The 13,304-nt window shown below is 70.5% G+C and carries 10 protein-coding genes; 3 read left to right on the top strand and 7 right to left on the bottom strand.

What is annotated here, in order from left to right; all coding sequences use genetic code 11:
* Positions 1-58 precede the first annotated feature (58 nt).
* From OHB44_RS07995 to OHB44_RS07985, 3 genes are all read right to left on the bottom strand, one after another.
* Positions 59-511 (bottom strand): LppU/SCO3897 family protein, encoded by a 453-nt coding sequence (locus tag OHB44_RS07995; protein ID WP_330440165.1) that lies wholly within the window; start codon positions 509-511, stop codon positions 59-61.
* A gap of 358 nt (positions 512-869) precedes the next feature.
* Positions 870-4,841, bottom strand: coding sequence for a CARDB domain-containing protein (locus OHB44_RS07990; RefSeq protein ID WP_330440164.1), 3,972 nt, complete (start codon positions 4,839-4,841; stop codon positions 870-872).
* A 449-nt stretch (positions 4,842-5,290) separates the two neighbouring features.
* Positions 5,291-5,842, bottom strand: coding sequence for a GNAT family N-acetyltransferase (locus tag OHB44_RS07985; protein ID WP_330440163.1), 552 nt, complete (start codon positions 5,840-5,842; stop codon positions 5,291-5,293).
* Between the two features lie 51 nt (positions 5,843-5,893).
* On the opposite strand from OHB44_RS07985, the gene OHB44_RS07980 reads away from it, so the two are divergent.
* On the top strand, positions 5,894-6,751 hold the full coding sequence (locus OHB44_RS07980) for a YhjD/YihY/BrkB family envelope integrity protein (RefSeq protein ID WP_330440162.1): 858 nt from the start codon (positions 5,894-5,896) through the stop codon (positions 6,749-6,751).
* 132 nt (positions 6,752-6,883) lie between these two features.
* Here the strand turns inward: OHB44_RS07980 and OHB44_RS07975 are convergent, their stop codons facing one another.
* The 4 genes from OHB44_RS07975 to OHB44_RS07960 all read right to left on the bottom strand — a co-directional run bounded on the left by OHB44_RS07975 (position 6,884) and on the right by OHB44_RS07960 (position 10,494).
* Positions 6,884-8,005 carry an ABC transporter permease gene (locus OHB44_RS07975; RefSeq protein ID WP_330441198.1) on the bottom strand — a complete coding sequence of 374 codons (1,122 nt, stop codon included), beginning with the start codon at positions 8,003-8,005 and terminating at the stop codon, positions 6,884-6,886.
* A gap of 65 nt (positions 8,006-8,070) precedes the next feature.
* On the bottom strand, positions 8,071-8,760 hold the full coding sequence (locus OHB44_RS07970; RefSeq protein ID WP_330441197.1) for an ABC transporter ATP-binding protein: 690 nt from the start codon (positions 8,758-8,760) through the stop codon (positions 8,071-8,073).
* Positions 8,760-9,893, bottom strand: coding sequence for an efflux RND transporter periplasmic adaptor subunit (locus tag OHB44_RS07965; RefSeq protein WP_330440161.1), 1,134 nt, complete (start codon positions 9,891-9,893; stop codon positions 8,760-8,762). The genes OHB44_RS07970 and OHB44_RS07965 overlap by 1 nt, the downstream gene beginning before the upstream one ends.
* Positions 9,880-10,494 carry a hypothetical protein gene (locus OHB44_RS07960; protein ID WP_330440159.1) on the bottom strand — a complete coding sequence of 205 codons (615 nt, stop codon included), beginning with the start codon at positions 10,492-10,494 and terminating at the stop codon, positions 9,880-9,882. Before OHB44_RS07960 ends, OHB44_RS07965 begins: the two co-directional genes overlap by 14 nt.
* A 113-nt stretch (positions 10,495-10,607) precedes the next feature.
* Between OHB44_RS07960 and OHB44_RS07955 the strand changes: the two genes are divergently transcribed.
* Positions 10,608-11,303 (top strand): response regulator transcription factor, encoded by a 696-nt coding sequence (locus tag OHB44_RS07955; RefSeq protein WP_238687136.1) that lies wholly within the window; start codon positions 10,608-10,610, stop codon positions 11,301-11,303.
* Positions 11,293-13,185: a HAMP domain-containing sensor histidine kinase gene (locus OHB44_RS07950; protein WP_330440158.1), complete on the top strand. Its 1,893-nt coding sequence runs from the start codon at positions 11,293-11,295 to the stop codon at positions 13,183-13,185. The genes OHB44_RS07955 and OHB44_RS07950 overlap by 11 nt, the downstream gene beginning before the upstream one ends.
* Positions 13,186-13,304: the final 119 nt, after the last annotated feature.

The raw sequence follows: 13,304 nt of genomic DNA, 5'->3' as shown, positions 1-13,304 counted from the left end.
TCGCACACGCGGTGCGACAGATTGGGATATCGGCCTGGCCCCCGCGTTCGGGCGGCGTTCAGACCGGGGCGACGCAGAACACGACGTCGAGATAGTCGGAGCGTTTTGTCCAGTTCGAGTAGTGGTATTCGGCGAAGCCGGGCGCCTGGGCCTCGCACACCGCGTCGGCCTGCGCCTCGTCGACGACGGCCTGTTCGACGCGAGCCAGCACCCGCCACGTCCCGGGACCACACGTGGCGATCTCGTACACCACTGTGGCCGCGCCACCGACGTTGCGCACACACTGGCCGGCCTGCACGAACTGCTCGTCGCCGCTCGCCTTTGCGGTGGGCGTGGCCACTGTCGGGCTCGCTCCCGCGCTGCTCCGCACCTCTGGCGTCGCGCGGGAACCGGCCCATTCGATCACCTGGAACACCACACCCACGATGCCGGCGATCGCGGCAGCGGCACCCAACCAGCGCAGTAGGGCCCGCAGCGGCCGGCTTGTGGTGGACCCGGTTTCGTCGTCCATGCTCTGCCTCCGACCCTGCTGCTGGGCAGCCCTCCGCGCATCGCGGTGCCGATCTACCTTCCACATTGACAGGTCGCCGCGAGGCACGTCACGCACCCAGAATCGCCGCGAAGGGGCAGCACGACGTCCGCTGCCCACCCGGTAGCAACAGGTCAACGGCCATCCTCGGCGGTCACGACCGGTTCGGCCCGTCGGCGACGGCGTCGGATGTCCGACTAACGCCACTACCCGGCAATGATCGACTCGGGTACACGGACGTCGGGGTGTCCGCAGCGTGCGGACACCCCGACGTCACTGAGATCGTGGTGATCAGGCGCGGTTGTCGACCGGGGGCCGCCGCAGCGGCCCCCGGTCACTGTCAGCCGCCGTTGATGACGAACTGCGAGCCCGGCTGGATGACGATGTTGCCGTCGGCCGAGTTGGTGATTGTCACGTTTGTCAGGTTGGCGTTGCCGCGCGCGCCGCTCATCGCGAGGATGCCGGCACCGTTGACGGACTTGTCGATCCGCACGTTGGTGATCGCGAGGTTCGGTATGTTGCCGCCACCGTTCTTGAACTGGATGCCGTCGTACGTGGAGTCGATGATGTCGGTGTCCCGGATCGTGACCCCGACGATGTCCCTGGTGGCCGGGAAGATCGTGATGGCACCGAACTCCTGGTCCTCGTTCCAGAAGGCGCCACCGGTGCGGTAGAGCCCGTTGTTGGCGATCAGCGTCGTGCCGGAGAACGGCAGCGGGTCGTGGTCGGTCGCCAGCATGATGCCCGGGTAGTTGGCGGTGTCGTAGATCAGGTTGTTCTCGATCGAGTTGTCGTAGCCGCCGTAGATGGCGATGCCGTTGGCCCGCCAGGGCAGCTGGATGGTGTTGTTGACGAAGTGGTTGTCGTGCGCGATGTCGACGTTGCGGTCCTTGACGTACGGGTTGGCCCAGACGGCGAGCGCGTCGTCACCGGTGGTGCGGAAGGACGAGTTGAACACCCGCGAGTTACGCGTGCCGTTGCTGAAGTTGATGCCGTCGGCGTACGTGTTGCGGATCCGCATCCCGGTGAACTCCAGCCCGTCGGCCGGCCCCCACAGGTCGGGGATGTTGTCGTAGTCGCGGCCCACCCAGGCGCCCACGTTGGCGTGCTCGATCCAGACATTGCTGATCTTCGTACCGGCGCCGAAGCGACCGTTCAGACCGACGCCACCCTCGGCGTTGCCGTCACCGCCCCGGATCCGACCCGAGCCGAAGATGGCGATGTCGGAGATCTGGGTGTTCTTGTCGATGTCGAAGCCGAAGTTGCCCTCGTGCGGGTGGTTGATGCCGCCCACCACGTTCTGCGGCTCGGTCAGCGTGTAGAGCTGCGAGTGCCACATGCCGGCGCCCCGGATCGTGACGTTGCTGATGCCGACCTGGTTGTGCATGCCCCGGTTCAGCGGGTCGTCGGTCAGGATCTTCTGCTCCTGCCGCCACTGCCCGGCGGGAATCCAGACGCAGCTGATGACACCGTTCTGGTCATCGGTCACCGCACGCTGGATGGCGGCGGTGTCGTCGATCCCGTCGTTCGCGACGGCACCGTACGAGGTGATCGAGGTGCAACCGGCCGGCTGGCTCGCCGCCGGCGCCACCTGCTCCAGATCGATCATGTCGATGACGTAGAAGGAGGCGGTGTCACCCGAGTCGCGCTGCAACTTGAACCGGGTGCCGGCCGGGTACGACTGCGCCAACAGCGCGTTCGACTCGTCGAAGAGCCGCCGGGCGTCGGCCTGCGGGGTGTTGGTCAGCGCCTCCGGCCCGTCGGTGTTGCCGTAGAGCCAGCTGTGCTTCGACGACAGTGTCAACTTCCGGGAGAAGACGTCGTTGACGTAGAGGCTGATGGTCGCCTCGATGCCGCCGCCACCAGCCGCGTCGGGGATGGAGTTACGCACCACTATGGAGTTGGCCTGGTTCGCCGAGGTGAACTCGACGAACTGGCCGGTGCCGGTGAGTCGTACCGACTTGCGACCCGAGGACTCGCTGGCGAAGTTGGTGTGCCCGAAGGTCCGCAACGGGTCGGCCTCCAGCAGCGTGCCCTGGTAACGGCCGGCCTCCGCCTCGTAGGAGACGTACGGGACGGCAGCCCCACGACCGACCACTATCGACTGGCTGAACGCGTTGTTCGTCTCGTTGGTCTCGGCGACCACGTTCGTGGCGTCGGCGGTGGCGGTGATGGTGGCGCCGCCGCTGGTGGCTGTCCAGCTACCGCTGACGGCCACGGTGACCGTCGCGCCGGCGGCGATCGAGGCGGTGTTGGTGTTGAGCGTGGTGCTGCCCGCCACCAGCCGGGTGACGGTGGTCGCGCCGGTCGCTGAGGTGCCCCGGTTGCGAACAGCCACGGTGAAGGTGACGGACGCCCCGACGGCCGGGTTCGGCGGGTTCGAGGCGATGCTGAGCACCTGGAGGTCCGGGCCGGGGGCCTGCGCCACCACCAACGGTGACGCGGCGGTGAAGCTGTTGTTGCCGTTGTTCTGCTCGACGATCGTGTTCGCCGGGTCGACCACCGCCGAGACGGCGTAACTGCCCATCGGCCGCGTACCGGCGTTGAACGACACGGTGGTCGAGGCGCCCGCCGCGAGCGCGCCCACCGAGGCGCTGCCGGCGACAGCGCCGGCCAGGCTGAAGTTCACAGTGGTCGCACCGGCGCTGGCCGATCCGATGTTCTGCACCACTGCCGAGAGGGTGACCGGGGAGACCTCGCTGGGCGACGTGGGCGACCAGGTCACCGAGCTGACGACCAGATCCGGGTTGGGCGCCGGGCTGCCGCACACCTCAAGCTCGGCCACCTGGCCGGACGGGGCACCGGTGTTGCCGGTGAACCGCAACTGCACGTCCGCTGTGGTCGCGCTGACCGGGATGGTCACCAGGTTGGTGCCCTGGGCGAACTGGTAGGCCGCCGCCGACACCAGACTGGTGTACGCGGACGACCCCTGGTCGCGGCCGAGGACCTGGATGGTCTGGGTGCGGGTGCCCCAGGCCGGGTCCGGGTTGAGCTTCACCGTGACACGGGAGATGGAGTGGTTCGCGCCCAGCGCCACTGTCAGGTTCTGCGGGTAGGACGCCGCGCCCTCCCAGTAGGTGGTGAGCTGGCCATCGTTCGCCTTGTCGGGGGTGAAGCTGAAGGTGGAGCCGCTCGCCGTCATGCTCTTGCCCTGCGCCACGTTGGTGCAGGCGGGCGGGTTGCTGCCGGTGCGGGTGACGGTGTTGCTGTTGCCGGAGAGGTTGCCGGCGCCGTCGCGGGCCCGGACGTGGTACGACACGGTCGCCGTCGCCGGTTGGGTGTCCTGGTAGGTGAGGACGGTGCCCAGCGTCGCGATCAGACTGCCGCCCCGGTACACGTTGTAGCCGGCGAGCCCGCTGCCACCGGAGTCGGTGGAGGCCCCCCAGTTGAGCGTGATCGTGCTGCCCGACGTGCTGTGCGACAGCGTCCCCGGGACGCTCGGCGCTGTGGTGTCACCGCTGCCGGTACGGGTGACGGTGTTGCTGTTGCCGGAGAGGTTGCCGGCGGCGTCGCGGGCCCGGACGTGGTACGACACGGTCGCCGTGGCCGGCTGGGTGTCGTTGAAGGTGGTCACGGTGCCGACGGACTGGAGGAACGCGCCGTTGCGGTAGACGTCGTAGCCGGCGATGCCGCTGCCGCCCGCGTTGTCTGTCGACGCGACCCAGTTGAGGCTGATGGTGGTGCCCGACTGGGTGTACGAGAGGTTGCTCGGCACGCTCGGCGGTGTGGTGTCGGGGGTGGTGCCGCCGCTGCCGTACACCTCCAGCTCGGAGAGCTGCCCGGCCGGCCAGCCGCTGTTGGCGGTGATGGTGATCCGGACGTAGCGGGTGGAGGTCGAGCTGAAGTTGATGGTGGCAGTGCTGCCGCTCGCCGGGTTGAAGGTGTACGTCTGCGACCCGACCAGGTCGGTGAAGGACGAACCGTTGGTGCTGCCCCGCACGCTCAGCGTCTGCGTCCGGGTGCCCCAACCAGAGGTCGGCAGCTTCAGCACTACCTGGTTGACGCTCTGTGATGAGCCGAGATCGACCTGCACCCACTGCGGGAACGCGTTGTTGACGCTCTCCCAGTAGCTGCCCACGTTGCCGTCGACGACCTTCGACGAGTCGTAGACGTCGGCGTGGCCGCTCTCCTGGGTGGGACGGCCCTGGGCGAGGTTGGTGGCCGCCGGGGCGAAGCCGGTGCTCGGCGCGGCCGCCGGGCCGGCCGGGCGGGCGGCGGCGGCCGGGTTCGCGAGGGCTGTCGCCCCGGCCGTCGCGATCAGCGCGGCGGCGGCCGTGGCCGCCACCATCCTGAACAGATTCGTTCGTCTCATCACTGTCCTTGTCGTCGGGGGACGGTTGCCGCGGTGGCTGGACCACGGGGTGGGGGTGCGGCGGTGCAGCGCCGGCCGACGCGAGAGGGCCGGTATCGAGAGAGACGGGATGACACGGGCGGCGCGGGGGCGCCGCTCGGCCTGGAAACACCAGATGGGTACGACCATCAACGGGCCTCCCCAGGAGGCCCGTTGAATCTTCCGAGAGCATGCACAGAACCGTGCATACCTTTGTCAAAATCTTGCGTTACTTTGGCCCAAAGGTTACTGACGTGCTACGAGAGCGTCAACACTTCGACCACCGTGACTATTGACGGACTTGTCTGCCCTGACAGCCGCAGCCCGCGCCGACCCGCCCACGAAATCGGGGAAGGTGCCGCCTCCCGACTACTGGAGGCCACACCTTCCCCGAAGTTGCACGGATCTTGCGTCAGATCGTGCCGGAACGATCAGGCATCTGGTGCCGTCAACACGAAGGTCTCCAGCGACTCCCCGCCGTACCAGTCGGTGCGCCGACCGACATGGGTCATCCCCAGCCTCCGAGCGACAGCCATCGACGGCTCGTTGCTCGGCGACACGACCGCATAGATCTCCCGGGTACCGGCGGCGAACTCCCGGGCCACCGCCGCACGGGCCGCCTCGGTGGCATAGCCGTGACCCCACGCGTCCGGGTGCAGGTGCCAACCCACCTCGATGTCGTCGGTCCGGCGTGACTCGTCGCGCCCCGGCAGCGGCTTGAGCAACAGAGTGCCCACCACCTGACCCGTCTCGCGTACCTCGATCGCCCACGTGCCGTACCGGCCGCCGTCGGCGGCGTGCCGCTCCTGCCAGATCCCCAGCCGCTCGACGGCCTGGGCCGGGTTGGTCATCGGCAGACCCGACGCCACGCCCAGATACCGGCTGATCTCCGGACGCGAGTAGATGTCGTAGATCCGGGCCAGATCGGCCGGATCGTCGGCCCAATCTCGCAGGATCAGGCGTTCGGTGGTGAGAACAGTCATGACCGGCGATCTTAAGGAGTGACGGCCGCGCCGACAGGGAAGGAGGACCCGATGGGCAACGGATGGCAGCGCGCGAAACGGATCACCAGTGCCGCGTTCCGTCCGGTGCGTGGACGCGACCTGTCGCTGCACGCCGCCGCGATCACCTTCTACGGGGCGATCGCCGTGGTGCCGGTCGCCCTGCTGGCGATCTGGCTCACCGCACTGGTGGCCGGGGCCGACCGGGTACGCCGGCTCACCTCATACGCCGTGGAGGCCCTGCCCACAGCGATCGGCGCGCCCCGGGCGGTGGAGGCGCTGGTCGACGCCGGGGTGGGGTTGACCCCGCTGCTGGCGCTGGCCTCCCTGCTGCCCGCCTCGCTGTACGGCGAGGGCCTTCGACGGGCTTTCGTCTCGGTGGCCGCGCCCCGCTCCGACGAGCACCTGGTCGGCTGGCGGGGCCGGCTCCTGCTGCTGCCGCTGCTCGCGCCGGCCCCCGCGCTGCTGCTGTCGATCCTGCTGGCGCTCCCGCTCACCACCCGGCTCGTACGCCAGGGCGGTTGGCTCGGTGTGCTCGGCGTGGTGCTGTCGTTCCTGGCGGTCTGGCTGGTGCTGACGCCGGTGCTGGTGTGGGTGTTCCGGGTCGTCGGGCCGGCCTCACCGGACTGGCTCTCCACCCTCGGGGTCGGGTCGTTCACCGCGGCGAACCTCTCCGGCTTCCTGCACGGTTTCGTGCTCTTCGCCTCGCTCCCGCTGGACCTGGGAGTGCCCTTCGGCGGTTTCGACGACATCGGCGCCGGCGTGGCCGTCCTCCTCTGGCTCTATCTGTTCCACGTGATCGTCCTGGCCGGCTACTCCGCCACCCTGGCCCTCTCAAACTGGCGCACCACCCACCCCCGCCCTTCCCCCAACCCCAACCCGCCGGGTTGATCATGAAGTTATTGCCACGACACGCCGCGCTGGGAGGCAATAACTTCATGATCACCGAGGGCTGAGGGGGCCGGGGGGCCGGGGGGCCGGGGGGCCGGGGGGCGGGGGGCCGGGGGGCCGGGGGCGGGGGGGTTAGGGGGTGTTCAGGGCTTCGGTGGGGGTTAGGCGGGCGGCTCGGATCGACGGGTAGACGCCGGCTACCACACCTACCAGGAGGGCGCCGGTGATGCCGCCTGCCACCGCTGTCAGGGGGATCGTGGGCGGCCAGCCCTGGTAGCTGGCGTAGCCGACGGTGGCGAGCACCCCGAGGGCGGCCCCGGCCGTGCCGCCGAGCACGCTGAGCAGCACCGACTCGGTGAGGAACTGCACCCGGATCTGGCCGCGGTTCGCGCCGAGCGCTCGGCGCAAGCCGATCTCCCGACGGCGCTCCAGCACCGAGATGACCATCGTGTTGGCCACGCCGATCCCGCCGACCAACAGGGCGACCGCCGCCAACCCGAGGAACAGCGCGGAGAAGCTGTCCTCGGTGGCCCGTTTCGCGGCGAGCGCGTCGGAGGGGCGGCTGACCTGTACCAGCCCGGGCAACTGCGGGTTGAGTGTGGCCGGCAGTACGGCGCGCACGTCCTCCAAGGCGTCCTCCCTGGCCCGCAGGTAGACGACAGTGGGGTGACCGTCGAAGCCGAGCATGGCCTTGGCGGCGTCCCACCCGACCAGCACCGAGCGGTCGAGATCCGGGGAGAGCGGCAACGGGTCCAGGATGCCGATCACTGTGAACCAGCGCTCGCCGATGAACACCTGAGGTGGTTGCCGGGGGTCCACGGTGGCGAAGCCGAGCCGGCTCGCCGCGACGTAGCCGAGGACGGCTGTCGGCAGCCCGGCCGAGCCGGCGTCGAGGGCCCGCCCGCTGCGGATCCTGCCGTTGACGGTCCCCAACAGGTCCGGCCGGGACGCGAGCACGGTGAGGCCGGACGTGTCGTACCGGTCCAGCAGGTCGTTGCGGCGTACTGCCGTGTGGGTGTTCGCGACAGCGCTCGCGGTGTCGACCGGCCCGATCCGCGACGCCATGGCGGCGGCGTCCTCGGGCAGGAGGACGGGCGGGTTCTGATCCGGCACGGGCTCGGCCCGCAGCAGGTTGGTGCCGAGGGCGGAGAGCTGGTCCATCAGGTCGCGCTGGCTGGACGCGGGTATGCCCACCACGACGACCAACGTGGCGATGCCGATGGAGATGCCCAGGGCGGAGAGGACGGCCCGCATCCGGCGGGTGGTCAGGCCGAGCAGACCGAGCCGGAGTACGTCGGTCGGAGCGAGCCGGGCCGCGCTCACGCCCCGCTCCCGGTGCCGGTGTCGGCGACGATCCGGCCGTCGCGGATCTCCACCCGTCGAGGCGTACGGGCGGCGAGATCGCGGTCGTGCGTGATCACGGCGATGGTGGTGCCCTCCGCGTTGAGGTCTGTGAGCAGGGCGAGAACCGCCTCCCCGTTGACAGTGTCGAGGGCGCCGGTCGGCTCGTCGGCCAGCACCAGCGCGGGCTCGTTGACGAGGGCCCGCGCTATCGCCACCCGCTGCCGCTCCCCGCCGGAGAGCTGCTGCGGCAGGTGGTCGACACGGTGCGCCAGGCCGACCCGGGCCAGCGCCTCGATAGCGGTGCGGCGACGGCGACGGCGGGGCACCCCGGCGTAGAGCAGGCCGGTGGCGACGTTCTCGGCCGCATCCAGCCCGTCGGTGAGGTGGAACTGCTGGAAGACGAAACCGAGCCAGCGGCCCCGCAGCGCGGAGAGCCGACGATCGGACAGCGCGGTGACCTCCTGCCCGGCGACGCGTACCCGGCCGCTGGTCGGCAGGTCGAGGGTGCCCATGATGTTCAGCAGCGTGGACTTGCCGGACCCGGACGGCCCGACGATGGCGAGCATCTCGCCAGCGCGCACTGTCAGTGAGACGTCGTCCAGTGCTGTCACCCCGCCGGGGTACGTCCTACTGACCCCCTCGACGTTCAGCACCGGCTCGGCGATCACGATGCCGTCACCACGTCGAGGCCCTCGGTCACACCGGTGCCGGTGACCTCGACCAGGCCCCGGGCGAACATCCCGGTCTCCACGGCCACCAGCCCACCGTCGGGCAGTTGCAGCGCGTGCCCGCCCTCGCGGAGCGCCACCAGCGCGCCGACCGGCACCGCGAGCACGCCCTTGTGGACGGCGGTGGTGAAGCGGACCTGCACAGTTGCCGCGTCCAGCCTGGCCACGTCTGCCGCCCGCGTCGGTGCGACGAGGACGTCCACCGTCGGCGGGCTGCCCTGCCCGGTGCCGCCGTCCGACCCACCGCCGCGCACCGTCTGCGAGATCGAGGCGACCTTCGCCGGGATCTCCGAGCTGTCCGGCAGGGCGACGACCACTGCGGCGCCCACAGTTATGGCGCCGACCTCGGTGGCCCCGACCGGCACGGTGACCAGCTTGACCTTCTCGGTGACGGCCAGCAGCTCACCGGCGACCGGATCACCGGGCAGCGCCTTCACCGCGCTGACCCGGGCCGGGCCGGTCAGCACGGCGACCTGCCCGACCCCGACAGTGCCGGTGGGGTCCAGGCCGAGCGCCTGCTGCCACTTCTTGATCGCGCCGACGAGGCTTCCGGTGAGCAGCGCCTGACCCGTGCCGATCTTCGTGCCGTCGGTGCCCCGGGACGGCTGCGAACCGATGTGGTAGCCCAGCGCCCTCAGGTTGTCCGACACGATCCGTACGTCGCTGCCCACCAGACCTGGCTTGTCGAGCGTGCGGAAGAGCGGCGTCCCGCCGAACAGCACCGGCACCGGTCGGTCGTTCACCCAGTAGAGCGGCTTGCCCCGGGCCACCGTGTCGCCCACCTTCGGCAGCCGGGTGACGACGCCCTCCCCGGCGCCCTTCACCAACCGCTCCGGGCCGAAGCCGAGCGTGCCGTTGAGCGAGCGGCTGTCCGACAGGTCGGCCCGGGTGACAGTCGTCGTCGTCACCGGCGGCGGGGCGCTCGCGACGTCACCGCCGGGGTGACGCCGCAGAGCCAGCGCGCCGACGCCGGCACCGACGGCGACCACCAGGGTCACCACCGCCACCACGATCGCCTTCCGACGGGTCGTCCGCCGACCAGGATCGTCGGTCGGGTTACTTCTTGGCACCGAAGATCTCCATCGTGCATACCCTCTCGGCAGCGGCCAGGGCAGGACCCTCAAGGCCGCCGGCCGGGTCGGCGACCCCGTCGTCGTAGGTCCAGCCGGAACCGTCCGGCAGTGAGTGGATCTTCATGCCGCGTCCGCGCAGGCACTGGACGTAGTCGTTCCACTGGCTCACGTAGTTGGGGTTCTTCTCCGGGTCCAGCTCCGGCGGCTGGAGCGGCAGCTTGTTCGCGCACGCCACGTACGCCGCCTTCGGCTCCCCGCTCTGGTCGAGGGACAGGCCCGTACCGTCCCCCACCGGGCCTGGTTGTGACCGGCCGTCGTTCAGCTTCACGCCGTTGTCATGCAGACAGATGTTGTACGTCCCCCAGAGCCGCTCCTCCTCCTCGTCGGTCATGTCCAGGCGAAGCTGCGGCCGACCGTTGGCGGCACCTCCCGCCGGGGTGGCGCTCGCCGGGGCGGACGGGGTGACGAGTGACGCGACGTCACCGCTGGCGGCGCCCTTGTCGGCGCTGGACGCACCACCGCCGCAGCCGGTGAGGGCGACGGCGAGCACTGTGACCGCGGCGAGTCCGGCGGCGACCCGATGGGTTGAGTTGGTCATGGCGTGCAGCTTCACGCCCGGGTGTCAGAGACCTGTAAGGAACCGGTCGTCATCCGGTAGCCCCAGCTCAGCGGCCGTGCTGGAACCCGTCGGGGCCACGTACAGTCGCTGCCGTGTGTGCGTACGTGCTGGTAGCCGAGGACGACCAGAAGCAGGCGGAGTTGGCCCGCCGGTATCTGGAACGCGAGGGGCACGAGGTGGTCGTGGTGGCCGACGGGCGGGCCGCCCTGGAGCAGATCCGTCAGCGTCCCCCGGCGCTGCTGATCCTCGACGTGATGATGCCGAAGGTCGACGGCCTCGACGTCTGTCGCATCCTGCGCCGGGAGTCCGACCTGCCGGTGCTCATGCTGACCGCCCGGTCGACCGAAGACGACCTGCTCCTCGGCCTCGACCTGGGCGCCGACGACTACATGACGAAGCCGTACAGCCCGCGTGAACTCGTCGCCCGGGCCCGCAGCCTGCTGCGCCGGGGCCAACGGACGCAGGCGGACCCGGTGCTGCGGGTCGGCGCGGTGCACGTCGACCCGGTGCGCCACGAGGTACGCAGCGACGGACGCCTCGTCGACTGCACACCCGGTGAGTTCCAGCTGCTCCAGGCGATGGCCGCCCAGCCCGCCCGGGCGTTCACCCGGGATCAGCTCCTGGGCTACCTGCACGGGTTCGACAGGTACATCACCAACCGGACCGTCGACGTGCACGTGATGAACCTCCGCCGGAAGATCGAGCCGAACCCGCGCAAGCCGGCCCGGTTGGTGACCGTGTACGGCATCGGATACAAGTTGGTCGAAGAGTCACCCCGTGTCGGGTGAGGTCCCGCTGCGCCGCAGCCTGCTGCTCCGACTGCTGGCGTTGGCCGTCCTCATCGCCATCGGCTCGATCGCGGCGACCGCGTGGCTGGCCGTCCGCACCACCACCGGGGCGATCCGGCAGGAGCAGGGGAAAGCGCTCGCCGACGACGCGCGCATCTACGACACGGTGCTCGCGTACGCGGCGACCCACCCGAACTGGGACGGGGTCGACGCGGCCCTTCGGCCGCTCGCCCAGGACGTCGGCCGGCGGATCGCCCTGACCACCGACACCGGTGCGCCGATCGCGGACTCGGCCCCCGGCGCTGGCCCGTTGCCGACGACGTCGTCCGCGACAGTCGACGCGCTCGCTGTCGACACCGCCCTGATGCCCGGCACCACACTGCCGGGCAGCGGTGACAGCGGCACCAGCCGCATCGACCCGCGCACCACCGGGCCGTACCTGCTCCCGCCCGAGGAGCGCGCCGCACTGCGCGACAGGGCGGCCGAGGCGGTCCAGTGTCTGCGGCTGCGGGCACAGATCGACGCCACCGTCGTGGACGGCCCCACCGGCCGCCCACGGATCGACACCCCGGGGACCAACCTCGCCGACAGTGCCGTCTGCGGCCAGCTGAGAGAGGATCTCGCGACCCGTACGCCCACCGAGGGCAAGGCGCTCGCCCAACTCAACGCCCTGGTGAACACCTGCCTGGCGCGGCGTCGCCTGCCCGCCGTACAGGTGGACCTGAACTGGACCTGGACGAGGCAGCCGGCGGCCAGCGCACCCGACTCCCGCAGCGCGGCCGGCGTCGACCAGGAGCACAACCGGGCGGTCAGTGCCTGCGTCGGCACCAGTCGACGCGAACAACTCCTTCCGTACGTCGCGCCGGCCGCGACTCTCTTCGTCACCGACCCGGGCGGTCGCCAGTCGACCACCTTCGACCTCTCCCCCGGCAACCAGACCCGCATCGTCGCGGTCGCCGGTCTTGTCCTGCTGGTGACGATCGGCTTCACAGTCCTGGCTGGCATCCGGTTGACCCGTCCGCTGCACGCGCTGACCGGGGCCGCCCAGCGGATGCGCGACGGCGACGTCGCCGCACGGGTCAGGGTGACCGGCCGCGACGAGATCGCCCGGTTGGCCGAGGCATTCAACGACATGGCCGAACGCCGGGAACGGCTGGAGCAGCTACGCCGGGCCATGGTCAGCGACATCGCCCACGAGATGCGTACGCCGGTGAGCAACATCCGGGGCTGGCTCGAAGCGGTCGAGGACGGCGTCGCGGCCCCAGACCGCCGGCTGCTCTCCTCACTGCTGGAGGAGGCGACACTGCTCCAGCACGTGATCACCGACCTGCAGGACCTGGCCGAGGCCGACGCGGGCGCGCTGCGGCTGCACCGTGAGGAGGTCTACCTCACCGACCTGCTCGCCCAGGTCGCGGAGGCGCACCGGGCCCAGGCCGACCGGGTCGGCGTCACCATCACGGTACGCACCGGGGCCGACCCGCAGGTGGACGCCGACCCGGTGCGACTCCGCCAGGCCGTCGGCAACCTGGTCGCCAACGCGGTACGGCACACCCCGTCGGGCGGGCGCGTGACGCTCAGCGCCAGCGCTACCGACGCCGAGGTCATCGTCTCGGTGACCGACACCGGCAGCGGCATCAGCGCCGAGGACCTGCCCCGGGTCTTCGACCGCTTCTGGCGGGCCGAGAAGTCCCGGAGTCGGCAGACCGGCGGCAGCGGCCTGGGCCTCGCCATCGTGCGCAAGCTCACCGAGGCCCACGGCGGCACTGTCAGCGCCACCAGCACCCCCACCCAAGGCTCCACCTTCACCCTCCACCTACCCCCACCCGCTGCCCCCACCCCCACCACCCCAACCCCCACCCCACCCTCCGCCCCATCTGGTTGATCAAGAGGTTTGCGTCACCACCAGGCAGTCAAATGACGCAAACCTCTTGATCACCGGGGCGGGTGGGGGTGGGGGTGGGGGTGGGGGTGGGGGTGGGGGTGGGGGTGGGGGTGGGGGTG

It is taken from the genome of Micromonospora sp. NBC_00821 (assembly GCF_036347035.1).
Lineage (GTDB): Bacteria > Actinomycetota > Actinomycetes > Mycobacteriales > Micromonosporaceae > Micromonospora > Micromonospora hortensis.
Note: the sequence above shows the minus strand (reverse complement) of the source record. Positions and strands in the feature narration are given on the sequence as shown.

What these genes read in the sequence shown, in the direction of transcription:
- OHB44_RS07995 (WP_330440165.1), bottom strand. Translation starts at nt 511, where the DNA reads ATGGACGACGAAACCGGGTCCACCACAAGCCGGCCGCTGCGGGCCCTA.
- OHB44_RS07990 (WP_330440164.1), bottom strand. Translation starts at nt 4,841, where the DNA reads ATGAGACGAACGAATCTGTTCAGGATGGTGGCGGCCACGGCCGCCGCC.
- OHB44_RS07985 (WP_330440163.1), bottom strand. Translation starts at nt 5,842, where the DNA reads ATGACTGTTCTCACCACCGAACGCCTGATCCTGCGAGATTGGGCCGAC.
- OHB44_RS07980 (WP_330440162.1), top strand. Translation starts at nt 5,894, where the DNA reads ATGGGCAACGGATGGCAGCGCGCGAAACGGATCACCAGTGCCGCGTTC.
- OHB44_RS07975 (WP_330441198.1), bottom strand. Translation starts at nt 8,005, where the DNA reads ATGCGGGCCGTCCTCTCCGCCCTGGGCATCTCCATCGGCATCGCCACG.
- OHB44_RS07960 (WP_330440159.1), bottom strand. Translation starts at nt 10,494, where the DNA reads ATGACCAACTCAACCCATCGGGTCGCCGCCGGACTCGCCGCGGTCACA.